Annotated in this window: 16 protein-coding genes; 8 read left to right on the top strand and 8 right to left on the bottom strand. The window is 34.3% G+C overall.

Translation table 11 applies throughout. The features are described 5' to 3' along the window. Positions 1-9 precede the first annotated feature (9 nt). Positions 10-948, top strand: coding sequence for a mevalonate kinase family protein (locus tag BST92_RS07925; RefSeq protein ID WP_105072226.1), 939 nt, complete (start codon positions 10-12; stop codon positions 946-948). A 328-nt stretch (positions 949-1,276) separates the two neighbouring features. On the opposite strand, the gene BST92_RS15145 is transcribed toward BST92_RS07925, so the two are convergent. Beyond that, positions 1,277-1,792, bottom strand: coding sequence for a hypothetical protein (locus BST92_RS15145; protein ID WP_211292464.1), 516 nt, complete (start codon positions 1,790-1,792; stop codon positions 1,277-1,279). A 589-nt stretch (positions 1,793-2,381) separates the two neighbouring features. Between BST92_RS15145 and BST92_RS07905 the strand changes: the two genes are divergently transcribed. The 7 genes from BST92_RS07905 (at position 2,382) to BST92_RS07875 (ending at position 10,649) form a co-directional block, all read left to right on the top strand. Then, positions 2,382-3,323: a geranylgeranylglycerol-phosphate geranylgeranyltransferase gene (locus BST92_RS07905; protein WP_245910886.1), complete on the top strand. Its 942-nt coding sequence runs from the start codon at positions 2,382-2,384 to the stop codon at positions 3,321-3,323. Continuing rightward, complete coding sequence (locus tag BST92_RS07900; RefSeq protein WP_105070961.1) at positions 3,323-4,273, top strand: carbon-nitrogen hydrolase family protein; 951 nt, start codon at positions 3,323-3,325, stop codon at positions 4,271-4,273. Before BST92_RS07905 ends, BST92_RS07900 begins: the two co-directional genes overlap by 1 nt. Before the next feature lie 143 nt (positions 4,274-4,416). Then, positions 4,417-5,397 carry a pseudouridine synthase gene (locus tag BST92_RS07895; RefSeq protein ID WP_105070960.1) on the top strand — a complete coding sequence of 327 codons (981 nt, stop codon included), beginning with the start codon at positions 4,417-4,419 and terminating at the stop codon, positions 5,395-5,397. A 201-nt stretch (positions 5,398-5,598) separates the two neighbouring features. Further along, positions 5,599-6,990, top strand: a complete 1,392-nt coding sequence (locus tag BST92_RS07890; RefSeq protein WP_105070959.1) for a type III PLP-dependent enzyme domain-containing protein — start codon at positions 5,599-5,601, stop codon at positions 6,988-6,990. A 49-nt stretch (positions 6,991-7,039) separates the two neighbouring features. Next, the gene (gene speB / locus BST92_RS07885) at positions 7,040-7,975 is read left to right on the top strand and encodes an agmatinase (protein WP_105070958.1); all 936 of its coding nucleotides are present in this window, start codon (positions 7,040-7,042) and stop codon (positions 7,973-7,975) included. Between the two features lie 14 nt (positions 7,976-7,989). Next, complete coding sequence (locus BST92_RS07880; protein ID WP_105070957.1) at positions 7,990-8,958, top strand: deoxyhypusine synthase family protein; 969 nt, start codon at positions 7,990-7,992, stop codon at positions 8,956-8,958. Between the two features lie 155 nt (positions 8,959-9,113). Then, on the top strand, positions 9,114-10,649 hold the full coding sequence (locus BST92_RS07875) for a bifunctional GNAT family N-acetyltransferase/carbon-nitrogen hydrolase family protein (protein ID WP_105070956.1): 1,536 nt from the start codon (positions 9,114-9,116) through the stop codon (positions 10,647-10,649). A 60-nt stretch (positions 10,650-10,709) separates the two neighbouring features. Here BST92_RS07875 and BST92_RS07870 read toward each other — a convergent pair whose 3' ends face one another. From BST92_RS07870 to BST92_RS07840, 7 genes are all read right to left on the bottom strand, one after another. After that, on the bottom strand, positions 10,710-11,291 hold the full coding sequence (locus BST92_RS07870; RefSeq protein ID WP_105070955.1) for a helix-turn-helix domain-containing protein: 582 nt from the start codon (positions 11,289-11,291) through the stop codon (positions 10,710-10,712). A 124-nt stretch (positions 11,292-11,415) separates the two neighbouring features. Continuing rightward, positions 11,416-12,072 (bottom strand): peptidoglycan-binding domain-containing protein, encoded by a 657-nt coding sequence (locus BST92_RS07865; RefSeq protein ID WP_105070954.1) that lies wholly within the window; start codon positions 12,070-12,072, stop codon positions 11,416-11,418. Between the two features lie 10 nt (positions 12,073-12,082). Continuing rightward, entirely contained in the window at positions 12,083-13,492 is a 1,410-nt protein-coding gene (locus BST92_RS07860) for an MptA/MptB family glycosyltransferase (protein WP_105070953.1), read from the bottom strand. Beyond that, positions 13,492-14,982 (bottom strand): cellulose synthase family protein, encoded by a 1,491-nt coding sequence (locus BST92_RS07855; RefSeq protein WP_105070952.1) that lies wholly within the window; start codon positions 14,980-14,982, stop codon positions 13,492-13,494. Before BST92_RS07855 ends, BST92_RS07860 begins: the two co-directional genes overlap by 1 nt. Beyond that, positions 14,979-15,683: a glycosyltransferase family 2 protein gene (locus BST92_RS07850; RefSeq protein ID WP_105070951.1), complete on the bottom strand. Its 705-nt coding sequence runs from the start codon at positions 15,681-15,683 to the stop codon at positions 14,979-14,981. Before BST92_RS07850 ends, BST92_RS07855 begins: the two co-directional genes overlap by 4 nt. 57 nt (positions 15,684-15,740) lie before the next feature. Then, positions 15,741-16,229, bottom strand: a complete 489-nt coding sequence (locus tag BST92_RS07845; RefSeq protein WP_105070950.1) for a toxin-antitoxin system YwqK family antitoxin — start codon at positions 16,227-16,229, stop codon at positions 15,741-15,743. A 174-nt stretch (positions 16,230-16,403) separates the two neighbouring features. After that, positions 16,404-19,166, bottom strand: coding sequence for an outer membrane beta-barrel protein (locus tag BST92_RS07840; RefSeq protein WP_105070949.1), 2,763 nt, complete (start codon positions 19,164-19,166; stop codon positions 16,404-16,406). Positions 19,167-19,301: the final 135 nt, after the last annotated feature.

Here is a 19,301-nt window from a genome sequence, read left to right as displayed (position 1 = left end):
TTTAACGCTATGAAAGGACCACTTTTTTATTCAAAGATTTTACTTTTCGGTGAGTATGGGATTATTAAAGATTCAAAAGGTCTTTCTATTCCTTATAATTTCTATAAAGGCGCACTTCAGATAAGTGACCATCCTACCGAAGAACAAATTAAATCAAACGGCAATTTATCTCGTCTTACTGGTCATATTGAGCAGTTGATGAAAGAAGATAGTGATTTCCCAAAATTTGATGTTGAGACTCTAAAAACAGATGTTGCTGCTGGAATGTATTTTGACTCTAGTATACCACAAGGTTATGGTGTAGGAAGTAGCGGTGCTCTTGTGGCATCTATCTATGATAAATATGCGATTGAAAAAATCACGGTTCTTGAGAATTTAACTCGAGAAAAACTGCTGATTTTAAAAGATATATTCGGAAAAATCGAAAGCTTTTTCCATGGGAAGAGTTCGGGTCTTGATCCTTTAAATTCTTATCTGAGCTTACCTATTCTTATTAATAGTAAAGAAGATATTGAGCCAGCTGGTATCCCATCACAATCGACTACTGGAAAAGGCGCTGTCTTTTTACTTGATAGTGGAATTGTAGGAGAAACAGCACCTATGGTAAACATCTTTATGGAAAACATGAAGCAAGAAGGTTTCCGTAGTATGTTGAAAGATAAGTTTGTGAAATACACAGACATGTGCGTTGAGGATTTCTTAAGTGGCGATGTAAAAGGACTTTTTGGTAACGTAAAGAAATTATCACATATCGTACTGGACAACTTTAAACCTATGATACCAGCACAATTCCACGGCTTGTGGAAAAAAGGACTGGATACCGGTGATTACTACTTGAAGCTTTGTGGATCTGGTGGTGGTGGCTACATCTTAGGATTTACAGAAGACCTAGAAAAAGCGCAGGCTTCTTTAAAGGATTACAAACTGGAAGTGGTTTATAATTTTTAAAAGGATTTAAATAATATTTAAAAGTCCCATCACGATTGTGATGGGACTTTTTTATAATATCTCAGTTTTAAGATAGTGATTTGTCAAGAAACTTCTTTCCTCTGAGATAATAATATATTATTGATATACTAGATATTAAGAACATACTAAGAAAACCCCAAAAAGCTATTTGGGAAAATTCATATTTCCAGCTTTTGTCTGTACCTACATATTCGATATTATCACTCAAAGAAATATATGATTGTAGTGTGCATGATAGACTTAAAACCCAACCAACCCATAATAAATATTTAAGATATTTAATAAAAATCATAATTCCAATTTTAAATTAATCACAAGCCTCCGATGCTCCATGAAAAGCTCCTATGACCGTTCCGGCAATACCACCAGTTATACAACCAGCAATACCACCAGCTGAAGCACCTGCTGCTGCACCAGGACCAGTAATAAGAGTCACAGCTCCACCTATTAAAACACCAGCGCTACCTAATGTAACACAACCTGACATACCACCTATTAATCCCCAAGAAATGGTTCCAGCGACACAATTTCCCCAACAAGACCACCATCCATTGCAATCTGATTTAGCTGTGAAATTAGTATTTTGTAAAGTATAATCATACAAATAATTTACAAATTCCTCCATAAAAATTATATTACTTTGAACAATTGCTAACTCTGAAGAATTCAAATCATAATTATTTAAATTATTGTATAAATTTTGTAGCTCATTTAAATACTCTGTATATGTTGAATGTATCGATGTATTATTGATTATATCACTTACAGTAAAATAATCTTCACCAAAATCCAAATTATCAATGTTTTCTTGTGAAGATTCCATAGTAACAAGTTCTCCTCCATTATTCACATAAAAATCAATAAAAATTTGAGATAATTCTTCGTCAGTTTTGGATTATCATTTAATTTGGCCTGCATTGCGGCGTCAAATGAACTAAAAATTAAGGAGTTTTGCTGACTACTTTTTTGAATACTAAATTGATTCGTAATTCTGGTTTCCTCTATTTTTGAATTATCTTCTTCACTACACGAATTTAAAATAAGACAAAGTCCAAAAAATAAAATTGGTGAAAATTTAAAATACTTTTTCATAAAATTTCATTTGTGTGATTATCTATTTTTTATATCATCACGGTTTATAATATGCTTACTTTTATCGATTTTCGGCTTATCTCGTTTGAAAATTGATGCATCTTTTCAACATCATGTTCCCAATAAACATATTAGTTTCCTAAAGAGATCATAAAATAAAAAATGGAATCTTATTGAAATACAGACTACTGATTGCTAAGTAGTAAAATTTTATATCCAATGTATGAGATTTTATTAATAGAAGATTCTGAAATAAACTGATCATTACAATTTCACATACCATTATCATTTAAAAAACAGAAACTGCTTAACTTAGTCCTGTGAATCAAGAGCAAACATATACCATGAGTACAAAGGCTAGTATAAAAACGCTAGTCATTAAAGCGTTGAGTCTTTTTTCAACAGTAAGACTTTATAACATCGCTATAATAGCGATAGCGCAATTATTAGCGGCTGTTTTTATTATCGCTCCAGAATTATCTGTTAAGGAGATTGTGCTGGATTATAAGTTGTGGTTGATTATTCTGGCTAGTGCCGCAGCTATAGCAGGTGGCTACATCATTAATAATTTTTATGACCGTGAAAAAGACCTTATTAATAGACCGCAAAAAACCATGCTAGAAAATCAAGTAAGTCGCTCTACCTTATGGACGGTTTATTTTACGGTTAATGCTGTTGCGTTTATCTTGGGTCTCATCGTATCGTGGCGAGCAGGACTCTTTTTTGCCGCTTATATTTTTGCCATGTGGCTCTACTCACATAAAATTAAACGAGTCCTTTTTGTTGGTAATCTTACTGCAGCCCTACTGGCTATTACTCCATTTTTTGTGCTATTCATGTATTACCGTAATTTATATCTAGTAGTATTTGTACATGGTAGTTTCTTATTTCTCATACTTGCGATGCGCGAGCTCATTAAAGATCTCGAAAACTTAAGAGGTGATCTCGCTCAAAATTACCATACCATACCAGTAGTATTAGGAGAAAAAGCAAGCAAGCGTTTTTACACCTTACTAACATTGCTTACTATTATACCTATTACAGCATTGATACTCTATTTTAATATAGGATATATGCGTTATTACTTTGCCTTAATAGGCGGTGCCTTACTAGTATGCTTACCATTGTTATGGAGCTCGCGACGTAAAAGAGAATATCTGTTAATACATTTTATACTTAAAATAGTCATTGTAGGTGGCGTGCTTTCTATATTATTAATTGATTTGCCTGCCATCATCCAACGACTTCAAAATTTCTTGTAATGCAACACCTCATCAACGTAGCACTTGCTCAAATCTCTCCAGTATGGCTAGATAAAAAAGCGACATTAGACAAAATACTTTCCACGCTAGAAGAGGCTAAGAAGCAAGATGCAGAATTAGTTGTTTTTGGAGAAGGATTATTGCCAGGTTATCCATTCTGGCTTGCGCTAACTGATGGCGCTACTTGGAATAAAAAAGAGGTGAAAGAACTGCACAGACATTATGTGTTAAATAGCATAAGTATCGAGGACGGCGAGCTGGATGCGGTATGCGCTTTCGCGAAAGCGAACTCCATAGCCATTTATTTAGGTATCATAGAGCGTCCACAAGATCGTGGTGGTCATAGTGTATATGCCAGCATGGTATACATCAACCAAAATGGAAGCATAGAAAGTGTACACCGTAAATTACAACCTACCTATGATGAGCGCTTGACATGGTCACCCGGCGATGGAAATGGTTTGGTGACTCACAAATTAAAAGACTTTACGGTAAGTGGTTTGAATTGCTGGGAAAACTGGATGCCATTACCACGTGCTGCCATGTATGCACAAGGAACTAATCTACATGTAGCCTGCTGGCCAGGAAGTGACCATAACACTAAGGATATTACCAGATTTATAGCTCGTGAAGGACGCACTTTTGTACTGTCTGTTTCAAGTATGATGTTTAAAGAAGACTTCCCAGTAGACACACCGCATCTCGATTTAATCTTAGAAAAATCTCCAAATATTTTAGCAAATGGCGGTAGTTGTATCGCTGGTCCCGATGGCGAATGGATAATCGAACCTCAAATAGGTAAAGAAGAAATCATCACAGCAACGCTAGATTTTAATCGAGTTCTGGAAGAGCGACAAAACTTCGACGCGGTAGGTCATTACTCAAGACCAGATGTGACGCAGTTACATATCAATCGGGAACGACAATCTACTGTAAAGATTACAGATTAATCGATGATTTAATCATTAAAAATGACACTTTAAAGTGATGGGGTAACTCCTCTAAATTATTCTATTTGAGGAAGTAAATACTTTAGAATTCTTTTTGCACCATCACATTTTTAAAAACTTATCTTTGCAAAAAATTTAATACCATGGGAAGAGGTAATGATGGAGCAAGAGGAAAAGGAACTGGTCGCCAAGGCGGCAGAGATTCTTCTAGCTCAAAAGGTGGCAACAGACGAAATGCTGGAAGCACAGACCATAGAGGAAAATCTCAAGCTAGAGGAAATGCACCTACCGGAAAACCAACAACTCGAGGTGGTAAAAATCAAGTAGTAGGAACATCGCGTACAGGTAATCCAGTAACAAAGAAGGAATATATCATGCGTAAAAAATCTGAAGGCTCTAAGTCTAAGCCTGATGATGGAACAATACGATTGAATAAATATATTTCGAACTCTGGAATATGCAGTCGACGTGATGCAGATATATACATTAAAGCTGGTAGTGTAACTGTTAATGGTAAACCTGTATCTGAAATGGGTTATCGTGTTAAATTAACTGATGAAGTAAAATTCGACGGTCAAAATATACAGCCTTATAAAAAACAATATTTACTACTTAATAAACCTAAAGGTTTTATCGCACCGCGTAAAGGAGAACGAGCTAGTAAAACTGTGTTAGACCTGATGCAAAGTGCTGGTGTGGCAAATTTACATTATGTAGGACGTCTAGGAAGACAATCTGTAGGTTTAATGCTATTTACTAATGACTTAGAAATGGCTAACAAACTTAATAATCCTAATCTAGAAATGCGCAAGATTTATCAAGTTGCCCTAGATCGTAGTTTTAAACACGAGGATTTAATGCAATTACGTAATGGTATCGCTATTAATGGAGAAGTTATTGAGGTTAAAGAAATCAATTATGTTGAGGATGGCCGCAATAATGAGGTAGGAATAGAAATACATAGTGGAAAAGACAATATCGTACAGGCTCTTTTTGAAGCCGTTAAATATGAGATTAAAGTTTTAGATCGTGTTGTGCTAGGTGGATTGACTAAAAAAGACCTTCCACGTGGGCATTATCGTACTTTAACAGATCAAGAAATCATCAATTTAAAGATGATATAAGCTACAATCACTTGTAAACACTAGCGTTGTCTAAATATTTAGGCAACGCTATTTTTTTTGCAATTATTTCAAAAAAAGGAATATTATTGTCCCTTCTTATCGCCATTCAATTTTAATATTTAGGTAACACATTTCATTCTATTATTAACGTTTTTTTGTTTAGCTTGTAGTTCACTTAAAACTACACTTAACCTATAGCCATTGAATACTAAATACATTGATCTAATCGATCAAACGTACTTCTTCCCAACAGAGGAGTTCAAACTAGAAGACAAGACCTTACACTTTCACGATATCGATCTGATGGAACTGGTAGAACAATATGGATCACCATTAAAGTTCACCTATTTACCTAAGATATCTGATAATATACAGCGTGCACAGAGGTGGTTTAATGACGCTTTCGCAAAAGCGGACTACAAAGCAAAATACCATTATTGCTATTGTACAAAAAGTTCACACTTTAAACATGTGCTAGATACGGCGTTGACTAACGATATACATTTAGAAACCAGTAGTGCCTTTGATATAGATATTATAAAAAGTCTAAAAGCTGAAGGTAAAATTAAAGACGACACCTATATCATTAGTAACGGTTTTAAACGCGAAAAATATATAGACAATATCGCAGACCTAATCAACTCTGGCCACAAAAACTGTATTCCTATCATAGATAACTATGAAGAATTAGACCTATTGACAAATGCGACATATAAGCAATTTAAAGTAGGAATAAGAATAGCGAGTGAAGAAGAACCAAAGTTTGAATTTTACACGAGCCGTTTAGGAATAGGTTACAAAAACATTCTCTCATTCTATAAAAATCAGATACAAGAGAACAAACAAGTGTCGCTTAAGATGCTACACTTTTTCATTAATACAGGTATACGTGATAATGCATATTACTGGAATGAATTACACAAATGCCTTAAAGTCTACATAAGCCTTAAGAAAATATGTCCATCACTAGACAGTCTTAATATAGGTGGTGGCTTCCCTATAAAAAACTCACTAGCATTTGAATTTGATTATGAGTACATGATCAATGAGATCGTAAATCAAATAAAGCAAGTATGTGATGAGGCAGATGTTGATGTGCCCCATATTTTCACAGAATTTGGTTCTTTTACAGTAGGTGAAAGTGGTGGAGCTATTTATAAAGTGTTGTATCAAAAGCAACAAAACGACCGTGAAAAGTGGAACATGATCAATAGTTCATTTATCACAACCCTACCAGATTCATGGGCAATAAGCAAGCGTTTTATTATGCTAGCCTTAAACCGCTGGAATGAAGAATATGAGCGTGTACTACTAGGTGGATTAACTTGCGATAGTGATGACTATTACAACAGTGAGCAAAATGTTAATGCTATTTATTTACCAAAATATCATAAAGATAAACCACTCTATATAGGCTTTTTTAATACTGGAGCTTATCAAGAAACAATAGGTGGATATGGCGGTATACAACACTGTTTAATACCAGCTCCTAAACATATTTTAATAGACCGTGATGAAAATGGAGCTATACAAACTAGAGTTTTTAAAGAGCAACAAAGCTCAGAACAAATGCTAGATATATTAGGATATTAATATTTTATATAAATCGATTAACTTTAAAACAAACTTTTAATTTCAAGACATGAGTAATTCAAACTATGCAGGAATTCCAGATGAATATGCTGGAATCGATAATGCATCAATCGTTTTAATTCCAGTTCCTTATGATGGAACAAGCACCTGGCAAAAAGGCGCAGATAAAGGACCAGAAGCCTTTCTAGACGCCAGTGCAAATATGGAATTATACGATATTGAAACTGATACAGAAGTGTATCATCATGGAGTCTTTCTTGCAGATGCTGTTACAGAGAACAGTTCGCCAGAAGCAATGGTAGATGCCGTGCACGCAACTACTAAAAAGTATATTAAGAAAAATAAGTTTGTAACCCTTTTTGGTGGAGAACATTCTATTTCTATAGGAAGTATACGCGCTTTTAACGATATGTATGAAAACTTGAGTGTATTACAAATTGATGCTCATGCAGACTTAAGAAAAGAATACGACGGTAGTACTTGTAATCATGCTTGTGCCGTATATGAAGCGAGTCAAAAAACAAATCTAGTGCAGGTAGGAATACGTTCTATGGACAGCATAGAAGTAGGTATTAATGACGACGATAAAATCTTCTTTGCTCATGAAATGGTACAAGATGACTACTGGCAAGAAAAAGCTACTGAAGCACTTACAGAAAATGTATTTATTACCATCGATTTAGATGCTTTTGACCCATCGATATGTCCATCTACTGGTACGCCTGAACCTGGTGGGCTCTTCTGGTATGAAACATTAGATTTCTTAAAAATGGTTTTTGCAGAGAAGAACGTGGTAGGTTTTGACATCGTTGAATTATGTCCTAATCCATCAGAGAAATCATCAGATTTTCTTGCTGCAAAATTGTATTATAAAATGTTGAGCTATAAGTTTAAAGACATCGCTCTAGAAGGAGAAGACGGCTATGAGGCAGACAATGCTTTTACAAAAGCTGGATTGAAAAAAATGAAAAACATAGAAGATTAATCTTCAAAAATATCATGGGAAAACCTATTACTGATTTTATAGAAAACTATTTCTTACACTTTAACAGCGCTGCGCTTGTAGACGCTGCCAAAGGTTATGAAGCACAATTAAACCAAGGCTCCAAAATGCTAGTTTCGCTAGCTGGAGCTATGAGTACTGCAGAAATTGGGAAGATTTTTGGTGAGATGATACGCCAAGATAAAGTACATATTATTTCTTGTACAGGTGCAAACCTTGAAGAAGATTTGATGAATCTAGTGGCGCATAGCCACTATAAAAGAGTGCCTAACTATCGCGATTTAACACCGCAAGACGAATGGGATTTACTTGAAAAAGGATTGAACCGCGTGACAGACACTTGTATTCCAGAAGAAGAGGCTTTTAGAAGATTACAAGAACATATTTTTAAAATATGGAAAGATGCAGAGGAAAAAGGCGAGCGCTATTTCCCGCATGAATACATGTACAAACTACTTTTAAGTGGCGTACTAGAACAGTATTATGAAATCCCTATTGAGAACTCATGGATGTATGCTGCTGCTAAGGCTAATCTTCCAATCGTCGTTCCAGGTTGGGAAGACAGCACTATGGGTAATATTTTTGCTAGTTATGTATTAAAAGGTGAGTTAAAAGCGAGTACTGTAAAAAGCGGTATCGAGTACATGACCTTCCTTGCAGACTGGTATACTGATAATTCACAAAAAGGGATCGGTTTCTTCCAGATAGGTGGTGGAATCGCTGGTGATTTTCCTATTTGTGTAGTGCCTATGTTGTATCAAGATATGGAACGTACCGACACGCCATTCTGGAGTTATTTCTGTCAGATATCTGACTCAACAACCAGTTATGGAAGCTACTCTGGTGCCGTACCTAATGAGAAAATCACATGGGGAAAACTAGATCAAGACACACCTAAATTTATAGTAGAAAGTGATGCAACTATTGTGGCACCATTGATTTTTGCTTATTTATTAGAGATGTAAATTTTTAATTCCGCTTTCGCGAAAGCGGAACTAGAACACAACCTGTAAGTTGCTCAACACATAGCGGTTTACAGGTTTTTTATGCTTAAAAAATTAACTTTTTAGGCGCTTAAAACAATTGAATTCCCATTACATTTAGATACAACTAAGACACTATGAGTGATATTAATATGAGTAAGATTGACAACTTAAATCTAGAGTTTTTACAGCTTAAAGATTATGAAGAGTTAAAGCACGCGATGATAGATTCTTATAGCAATCTACCAGATTCTTACTGGCGAGAAGAACAGATCAAAACGCTTATAGACAAGTTTCCAGAAGGTCAGGTAGTGCTTAAAGTAAATGAAGAAATTGTTGCTTGTGCACTTTCTATAGTGGTAAAATATGAGGATTTTAGTGGTCAGTACACTTATGAGCAAGTGACCGGAAATTACAAGTTCACCACGCACGATGATGATGGTGATGTACTTTATGGAATTGAGGTATTTATAAAACCACAATATCGTGGTATGCGATTAGGTCGTCGCTTATATGATTACCGTAAAGAGCTGTGTGAGAATTTGAATTTAAGAGGTATAGCCTTCGGTGGTCGTATTCCTAACTATCATAATCACGCGAGTGAAATGACACCTAAGGAATACATCGAAAAAGTGCGCAATAAAGAGATTACAGACTCTGTACTGAACTTTCAACTATCAAACGACTTCCATGTTTCTCGTGTTCTTAAAAACTATCTGGATGGCGATAAAGCCTCTATGGAGTTTGCCGTATTACTAGAATGGGATAATATTTACTATACAAAACCAGTTACAAAAACCACAGCATTAAAAAGCACGGTGCGGTTAGGATTAATCCAGTGGCAAATGCGTCCTTACTCAGGTTTTAATGAGTTAATGCAACAAGTAGAATACTTTGTAGATGCTGTTGCAGCTTATAGGTCTGATTTTGCTTTATTCCCTGAATATTTTAATGCGCCACTTATGGCTGCTTACAATAAGTTGAGTGTTAGTGATTCTATTAGAGAACTAGCAAAATATACTGAAATGATAAGAAACAAGTTTTCTGAATTATCCATTAAGTATAACATCAACATTATTACAGGATCAATGCCTGAAATCATTGATGGACAATTGTATAATGTAGGGAATTTGTGCCGTCGAGATGGTACGATAGAACGTTATGAAAAAATACACGTTACTCCAGACGAGCAGAAGGTTTGGGGACTTCAAGGTGGCGATAAAATTCAGACTTTTGATACGGATTGTGGTAAAATAGGAATCTTGATTTGCTACGACAGTGAGTTCCCAGAACTGAGCCGTATCATGGCACAAGAAGGCATGCAAATTCTTTTTGTACCATTCTTGACAGATACACAAAATGCTTATGCACGAGTACGTTTGTGCTCTCAAGCTAGAGCGGTGGAGAATGAATGTTATGTAGCTATCGCTGGTAGCGTGGGGAATCTTCCCGCGGTAGAAAACATGGACATTTCTTATGCACAAAGCGCAGTATTTACACCATGTGATTTTGCTTTCCCATCAAATGGCGTTAAGGCAGAAGCTACCGCAAACACAGAAATGATTCTTGTGGCTGATGTGGATCTAGATCTTCTTAAAGAATTACATAACTACGGAGCGGTGAAGAACTTAAAAGACCGTAGGATTGATTTGTATGAAGTGAGTAAAAAGTAAGCTTTGCTTAAAATTAAAATTGTAAAAGAGTTTCTTATAAAGTATAAGAAATCCTTTTTTTTATTTAATCATAGGTATAATACTGGGATACGTGATTTGTTTACCACGAAAGTTTAAAATAGCAAAAATTATAGCCAAAATGGCATTTATTATCATCATTACAATTGGTATTAACATAATGCTCGTCATAACTTTAATATCAGGTACTCCTTGATTGAAAATTAGCACAAAACCAATTGTCGGAATTATAATCATTAAAATTAACCACCAAATTTGAAAATTTAATGTACGAGCTCCAATACGTTGTAGACCATTAATTTTATCTTTTTTAGTCATCCACAATATTAAAGGAATAAGAATACTTCCTACTCCGAAAAGAGTTCCTAGAATGATAGATAAATGAAATAAACCTAAAAACTGATGATCTTCATGCTTACCGAAATCAAGCAACTCTTCAATGTTAATATCCAGCGTTTCACAAATAAGCTGCAAGGTTTTACCACGAGGTTCATTTTCATTATTCTCAATACGTTGAATAGTTCGCAAACTAACTTGAGAATCTGTCGCAAGTTCTTCTTGAGACATTCCTTTTTTAAGACGTATCTCTTTGATTTTAGTACCTACTGGGTTCATCTGTTTCATGAATTAAAATTAGTGAAACAAACCTAAGAACGAACTCATCTGAAGAACAAATTATAGTGCTGACTTGTTTACGTCATTCTTATGACAAATGTGTCAAAACATTGACATACTGTATTTTAAAAACCTACTTTAATAAAGCTTCAAAAGTAAGAACGTCAAGTTTACCATCTGGATAAAGATTGTTTTTTGATTCAAAATCACTTAGCGCCTCCATAGTAGCTTTTGCAAATACACCATCTAAAGTTATATCATAACCTTTTGCTATAAGAATTCTTTGTGTTTCATAAATAAGGGCATTTTTTGCACCTATACGTTGACTAATTTCCCATTGATTATCATAGAGTTGTTTCAACAAACTCTTTTGTCCTATAGTTTTAATTTCTTCTGGGGTACTATGATTATTTTCAAAATCGATAATCTGTTGATTATTCCAGCCTTTAGACTTATAATTTGCAGACTGCGCTAATTTTTGCTCTAAATAAGTTACACAAGCTAATTTTTGAGCATATTCTTTTACAGCGAGTGTTGTTTCTAAATCGTCATCTTCTGGTAATCTTACATCTATATCATTTGCTGTCCATTGTAGCTTGATAAAGCTATTTAAATCAGTAATAGCATCGTGATACATCAAGACTACATCTTGATTATGATATTCTTCATCAATGATCGCTTCTGTGGAATAATGATATTCTGGTGCATGAAATCGATCCCAGTCTTTATAAAAATCATAGACGATAAATCCTAATATAGTTATCAGGATTAATATAATTAATTGCTTCATGGCAAGTGGTTTAATGGTTAGTTATTTCCCCTTTACTTTCTGGTAGTATTGTTTTGGTTAAAAACAGTTCAAAAATAAATATAAATAGTACTAAAATGTACTCGATAGCGATAAACCAACTATTCTCTGTAAAACTTTCACTCGAGTAAGCTGAGTAACTAAGAAAGATGGTATAGCTCCATAATAACATAAAGCGATACTTTGTGAAAACAGAAAATAACAATGGTATGGTCAGGTACCATGGATGCACTGTAGTTGAAAATATTAAATAAGTGAAAAAAGAAAATACGACACTGGATAGAAGTATTTCAGGAAATTCATTCTTTCTTATAAAAGATATCCCCAAAATAACTACTAAGGTAATTAAAGGTAAAATCTTTCCTACGGTTTGTATAATATTATAACCTGTTACTTGATAACCTATTGCCCTAATGATGTAATATACACTAGCATTAAATTCAAAATTACCAAACCACAATCCTACCGATGCCGAATATTTATCAATCAAGTCTTGAGAGAAAAACGGAAGAAAGCCTAAAACAACTACAATTAAAACAGCTATGTAATAGACAAATGCTTTTTTAAATTTCAATTTTCTCAAAAGTAAAGGCAACACCATAACTGGCAATAATTTGAGCAATATACCATAACCCACAAACAGGACGCTTTGCCATTGTTTATAAACGAGTAAGTAATAAACTGAGGCTAGTAAAAAGAATGCCATCATTCCTTCCCAGTGAAGATTACCTGTAAGTTCAATGATTGTAAAAGGATTCAGATAATATAATGCTATTAACCACATAGGCTTACCAAGTAATCGTAATAATTTAATCCCGTAGATAAAGATGGCAACATCTGCCAGGATGATAAATATGCGCATCCATATTACAGAAGCTAGAACACTATCGCCACCTAACCATGCCGCAATCGCAAAAAACAGTTGATTTAAAGGTGGATAATTTGTGTAGTGCCCACTTGATAATTCTCCCATAGACGCATGCAAGAATGAAGCGTTAGGGATATGGCTGGATCCAGATTCTATAATATCATCTGGTAAATACAGATAGGGATTATATCCATTTAACAATTGATGTCCATCCCATATAAATCTGAAAAAATCTTGAGACAGATGTGGTGTATTGTCTATTAATAGTAACCTTAATATAAGTCCAATAAAAAATATACCACCAATGAGTGATGCCCCATAAAACCACTTACCGAGAAAAGAAGGAAACAATTGTAAATTTTCTTGAGTTCCTTTTTTAGATATATAATTATAACCTAGAAAAGCAAGAAAAAGTAGTGTATAAACAATGAGCAGGTTTGAAAAATCTTTTCGCGCAAGCGAGAAAAACCATCCATATAAAACAGCGCTAATAATGGTTAGCATACCGAAGGCATTTGATAACCTACGTTCCATTATTGCTTATCTGTGATACTACGGAAGAACACAAAACCAAATCCTATAAATAACATTAAGTGAAAAGGAAAGAGTCCAAAATCACCACCTTGATCACCAACGATAAATGCCGAGTACATTCCAAATCCAAAGTAGAGCATTAATATCCCTTCTAATATCACGTTGCGACTTATTTTTTTCTTGAGGTATTTATTGGTTTTCCAATTGCCTCCTACCGCTGCGAGATTAAACTTAGGTGTACGCACAAACTCACTACGTTTCCCTAAGTGACCTTCTATTACTGCTATTGAATTGTGCAGGGAAAAACCCATTGCGATTGAGAAAAAAGTGAAAAACATTCCAATATAGCTAATGAAGTTTTTAAAACCACCACCATAGGTATTCTTGTACATATACCAATAACATATGAAGAATATGATAGTACTAATAACAAAAAAGCTCATCACAATAAAGTAAACTCTTAAGTGTGCATATTCATTTTTAATGTATAACATCGGTATACTAAGTAGCCCAACAATCAGCACGTTTAAAAACATGGTACTGTTTAACAAATGTAACACACCGTGCAATTTGGTTTTAAAATCAATGTTTGAACTGCCCACGACACGTTTAAACATTTTTCTAAAATTCTCTGCCCCACCTTTATTCCATCTAAACTGTTGTGAACGTGCTGCACTTATTACGATAGGTAATTCTGCAGGTGTGGTAACATCTTCTAGGTATTTAAACTTCCAGTTTTTAAGCTGTGCTCTATAACTTAAATCTAAATCTTCTGTAAGTGTATCTCCTTCCCAGTTACCAGCATCAATAATGGTCTCTTTGCGCCATATACCAGCAGTTCCATTAAAGTTTATGAAATGTCCTTTTGAGTTACGACCTACTTGTTCTAGAGTAAAATGCGCATCAAGGGCAAAAGCCTGTATCTGTGTCAGTATAGAGTAATCTCTATTTAAATGTCCCCATCGTGTCTGAACTACACCTATTTCAGGATCTTTGAAATGGATAACCGTTTTTTTCAACCAGTCTGTTTCTGGTAAAAAGTCTGCGTCAAAAATGGCAATAAATTCACCCTTTGCATCGACTAGTCCTTCTTTAAGTGCACCGGCTTTAAATCCTACACGATTTTCTCTAGTAATATGAGTTATATCAATACCGGTAGCAGCTAGCTTTTCTACATGTGCTTTAGTACTAATTACAGTTTCATCAGTAGAATCATCTAAAACTTGGATTTCTAACTTATCATGTGGATAATCTAGTAAGACTATATTATCTAAAAGTCGTTCCATTACATAAGCCTCGTTAAAAACAGGTAGTTGTATGGTCACATAAGGAACCTCAGCCGGATTATCTAGATCATAAATAGGTCCAGAAACTGCATTTTTACGAGCTGCTAAGTAGTTAAATAGTAAATTGAGTTGAGCAAATGCATAGAACAAAATCATCACTAGTGATGTTGAGTAAATTATGATGCAAATCCATTCTAATATCATTTTTTAAAACCGTATTTAAATATCCAGGTTAATATTTTAACGCCTGCAAATATAGCACCTTTAACAGTACCCGAAACTTTAGAAACACCTATTCTATTGCGGTATTTCATGGGTTTTTCAACATAAGAATATTTTTTACGCAATGCCTTTAATTGCATCTCTACTGTCCAGCCGTATGTTTTATCTTGCATATCGAGCTCCAATAATTTATCATATTTTATAGCTCTAAAGGGTCCCAAGTCCGTAAATCGAGATTTAAAAAGAATAGACATGAGTGTAGTCGCTAACCAATTTCCGAATACCTGTGGAATGGTCATAGAACCTTTTTCACGCAATGATTTTACTCGAGCACCGATAACAAAATCAATATCATCATTAATTATAGGTTTCACTAGATCTAACAACTGCTCTGGATAGTCGCTATAGTCACCATCTAGAAAAACGATAATATCTGTCCTATTAGATAATCGCGAGACATACTCCATTCCTTTTAAACAGGCATAACCATAACCACGTTGATGTTCTTCTAAAACTGTAGCACCTGCGTTTTGTGCATTAACAATAGTGTCATCACTAGAATTATTACTAACGACAATGACTTCAGTAACAAGTGAAGGGATATCATTTATGACAAGCGGTATAGAGTCTGCTTCATTATAAGCAGGTATAATTACTCTAATGATAGAATTAGTGGATTGCAATAGGGAATTTTAAAGGTGGAAAGTTAAGAAATATCAGACTTACATACATGGCCATATTTAACGTAAATCACTCATAGAAAAACCTGGATGATCTCTTTTAAATTTAAAATAACTGGTCCAGGCACCTATCTTCTTACTGCTTTTGTACTCCTCAACCATAGATAGTGTAGCGTTTTTGTAATAGAGAACATACCCATGCTGCAAACCTTTTTTAAATTGTTTTTTAATAAGACGATATCCATTTTTATTGTGATAGGTCCACCACTCTGCCTTTAATCCATTTTTATAATGCCCTTCAGAACTTATTTTACCAGCGAGATACTCGTACCAGTAACCTGTTTTTTGATCATTACTATAATGACCAGCTTGCTTTAATTGTTGTTGTTGATCATAAAATTTCCAGTAACCGTCTTTTACTCCATTTAAGACCCAACCTTCACTGATCAATTGACCGTTATCGTCAACCTGCTTTATATACTCTTTTTGCATCGATATAAAAGGCAATAATGCATTGATGCATAACATAGCTGTTATTAAAAATTTCATCGATTAATTACTTTGGTTACAGCAAAGTAATCTGTTCTACATCACAAAGTGTTCACAGAATCTTAAAAGGTTCTTCACGCGGGAATGATGTTATATGGAAAAGGAAATATTTACCAGTTGATACTATTATGTGATTCAATACGCTTTCGCGAAAGCGTCATAAAATATATCTCTCTATTCTCTATTAGGATCCTTGCCGCCAAATTTTGAAAACTTATAAGTAAAGCTCAACATGAAATACTGACGTAATACTAAGCTACTAGAGTCTGATATGAAATCTTGTGAAATGGTGCGGCGCGTATCTATCACCTGATTTAAGATGTCATATGCTTTAAGTTTAAGGATAGCTTTATCCTTTGCAAATTTGTAACCTAGACTACCTATAAGCACAAAGGAGTCGTTATCAAACTCTTCTGTCACGTTACCAAATATATTATACTCACCACGCAATCCCATGATTAAATTCTTAGGCCAGAACGTCGTTAAATCTATCGCCGCAGTATGGTTTGTAAAGTTTTGATCGTCTATGTTGTCCAGTGAAAATCTACTTGAATTAAAACTTACATTATATTCTGTCTCGATTTCAAAAATATCATCGATACTATATTCAAAACTTATGTTAGGAGAAAGGTTTACATTATTAGTCTCAAATGCTTCATTGTTTGTAAATCCTTTATTTAAAGAAAAATTTGCATCTAGTCCTAGGGTAACATCTATCTCTCTTTTATCCTTTTTAAACTGCATACTATAACCAGAGTATAAATAACCGTTATAGGTTCCATCTACATTTGTGTATGTGGTAGTTCTTACTAAATTATCATCTGTCGTTGTAGTCGCTACAACTTGATTATTTGTGTATGTAAAACCAGCGCCAGAATAAATACCTTTTCCTTCTTCCCAGTTATAGTTATTGAGATTTAAGTATACATTATGTGTGTTAGTGGCTTCTAGATCTGGATTACCTCTAATAATGTTTTGAGGATTAGTACTGTCTTCTACAGGTTGCAGTTGATTCACACTAGGAACATTAATATTATTGCTGTAATTAAAATATACTCTTCCATATTTACCAAACTGCTTACTTAGATATGCTCTTATATATGGATTAGAAAAAGAGCGATCAAAAGAACTGTCTAACGCAACGTTATCAGTATTTAACGTTTGATATAATAGTCCAGCGGTGATTTCCCATCTGGTTTTATCCTTATTATAAGATAATCCTACACTAGGTCGTTGTTGAGTATTATCTGTCTCAAAATCATTACTTAATGCGCTATTAAAAATGGTGGCTTCTCCTGTAGTCATATCTCTATCAAAAACATTGCGACTTTGTTCTTGTTTATTTGCAGACACGCGATAAGATATATTGAGTCTATAATCCTCACTTAACGATTTGCGCCATGTAGGTGTAATAGAAAATCTAGTCCCTTTACTATCTTGATTAATAACTTGATTTTGAATCTCAGTTTCATCAATGATACCATTATCTGAAATTATACGTTCAGAAAAGAAGTCATTTATAGATTCTGAATCATTGATGTTTAATGTCGTAAATAGGGATATAGAATTTCCTTTCTTCTTAAACCTACGACTGAAATATAGATTTGCACCAGCAGAATAATTATCTGAATTTGAATTATTAGATGTTTCTATATCAATTTCTTGTCCTGTATTATCTTGGGTATTTGAGATACGGTTACTCAAACTATTATTAGAGCTTAGATTATAGCTAGGTTCTATACTGATAGTGGTTAAAGTATCCAGTTTAACCTCTACTCTAGTATTGATTCTATGAGAATACCCCATATTTCTACCTCTTGAAGAAGATGTGGTTGTAAAATCCCGATCGTCTGGTAAGAATGTTGTCGTTTTATTATTTGTTTGTGTTTCTGTATCATTATTACCGTAAAAATAACTAGCCGTAAGATCTACCTTCTCATCCCAATCGTTTGCTAGGCTTAATCCCGCTGACCTACTAGAAGTGATTCCACCAGAACCACCGAAGCTTATACCATTAATACCAAAACTACCGTTTGAATTACGATTTATGGAATAAGCACTATTACCCATGGCATCATAGATTTCATCAAAAGAAAAGCCTGGACTATTAATATTATTACTACTACCTAAAACACTGACTCTAAAAGAATCCTTGAAATAGTTGACAATACCACTCATAGAGTATCGATCATCAGTTCCTGCACCAGCTGTTAATCTTGAAAACCATCCTTTATTTTTATCTTCGTCTATGGTAATGTTTATTTCGCTCGCATTAGCATCGCCAGCTTCACCATTTGCTTTTTTCTCTTCTGTTTTTGATTCTGTAACTTGAATTTTATCAATGATCTCTTTAGGAAGATTTTTTAAAGCTACCTGAGGATCATCACCAAAAAACTCTTTACCATTCACTAAAATTTTAGTAACCTCTTTACCGTTTACAGTTATCTTACCATCCTTATCAATCTCTACTCCTGGCAATTCTTTAATTACATCCTCTAGATTAGCATCTGCTTTTGTATTAAAAGATTTGGCATTAAATTCTAGGGTATCTTGCTTTACAGTTATGGGTGCTTTACGTGCATTTACTATAATACCGTCTAGAAATTCTACATCACTAGATAAACTAATTGTACCTAAATCTATAATTGAACCATCATTAAAATTAATCGTCTTGCTGTATTCCTTATAGCCTGTAAAAGATGTGAAAAAATTAAATTCTCTAACGGCAGTATTCCCTACGAGTTTAAAAAAACCATTCTCATCGGTTATAGAATAAGATATTAATGTTGAATCTACTTTACTCTCTAGAAATACTGTGGCGCTTTGTAAAAACTCTAAGTTAGTAGAGTCTTGCACGACTCCTTTTATCTCAAATTTTTGAGCATGTGCAATAACTATAGCAAATATTGCTATAGAGGTTAAAATTAATCTTTTCATAGTTTAGTTAGCTAGCGGGATGAAATTACTTACATCTCAAATTCAAAATGTTAATATTATCTGAAAATTACTCATAAGCAGCTAGTTAATAATCTTTAAAAATAAAAGAGCCAGCAATGCTGGCTCTTTTATTAG

Origin of the sequence: Nonlabens arenilitoris (assembly GCF_002954765.1) — a bacterium.
Taxonomy (GTDB): domain Bacteria; phylum Bacteroidota; class Bacteroidia; order Flavobacteriales; family Flavobacteriaceae; genus Nonlabens; species Nonlabens arenilitoris.
Note: the sequence above shows the minus strand (reverse complement) of the source record. Positions and strands in the feature narration are given on the sequence as shown.

Bases quoted from the DNA above. Each gene is read 5' to 3' on its own strand.
- BST92_RS07925 (WP_105072226.1), top strand. From the start codon at position 10: ATGAAAGGACCACTTTTTTATTCAAAGATTTTACTTTTCGGTGAGTAT.
- BST92_RS15145 (WP_211292464.1), bottom strand. From the start codon at position 1,792: ATGGAATCTTCACAAGAAAACATTGATAATTTGGATTTTGGTGAAGAT.
- BST92_RS07900 (WP_105070961.1), top strand. From the start codon at position 3,323: ATGCAACACCTCATCAACGTAGCACTTGCTCAAATCTCTCCAGTATGG.
- BST92_RS07895 (WP_105070960.1), top strand. From the start codon at position 4,417: ATGGGAAGAGGTAATGATGGAGCAAGAGGAAAAGGAACTGGTCGCCAA.
- speB (WP_105070958.1), top strand. From the start codon at position 7,040: ATGAGTAATTCAAACTATGCAGGAATTCCAGATGAATATGCTGGAATC.
- BST92_RS07880 (WP_105070957.1), top strand. From the start codon at position 7,990: ATGGGAAAACCTATTACTGATTTTATAGAAAACTATTTCTTACACTTT.
- BST92_RS07875 (WP_105070956.1), top strand. From the start codon at position 9,114: ATGAGTGATATTAATATGAGTAAGATTGACAACTTAAATCTAGAGTTT.
- BST92_RS07870 (WP_105070955.1), bottom strand. From the start codon at position 11,291: ATGAAACAGATGAACCCAGTAGGTACTAAAATCAAAGAGATACGTCTT.
- BST92_RS07865 (WP_105070954.1), bottom strand. From the start codon at position 12,072: ATGAAGCAATTAATTATATTAATCCTGATAACTATATTAGGATTTATC.
- BST92_RS07860 (WP_105070953.1), bottom strand. From the start codon at position 13,492: ATGGAACGTAGGTTATCAAATGCCTTCGGTATGCTAACCATTATTAGC.
- BST92_RS07855 (WP_105070952.1), bottom strand. From the start codon at position 14,982: ATGATATTAGAATGGATTTGCATCATAATTTACTCAACATCACTAGTG.
- BST92_RS07845 (WP_105070950.1), bottom strand. From the start codon at position 16,229: ATGAAATTTTTAATAACAGCTATGTTATGCATCAATGCATTATTGCCT.
- BST92_RS07840 (WP_105070949.1), bottom strand. From the start codon at position 19,166: ATGAAAAGATTAATTTTAACCTCTATAGCAATATTTGCTATAGTTATT.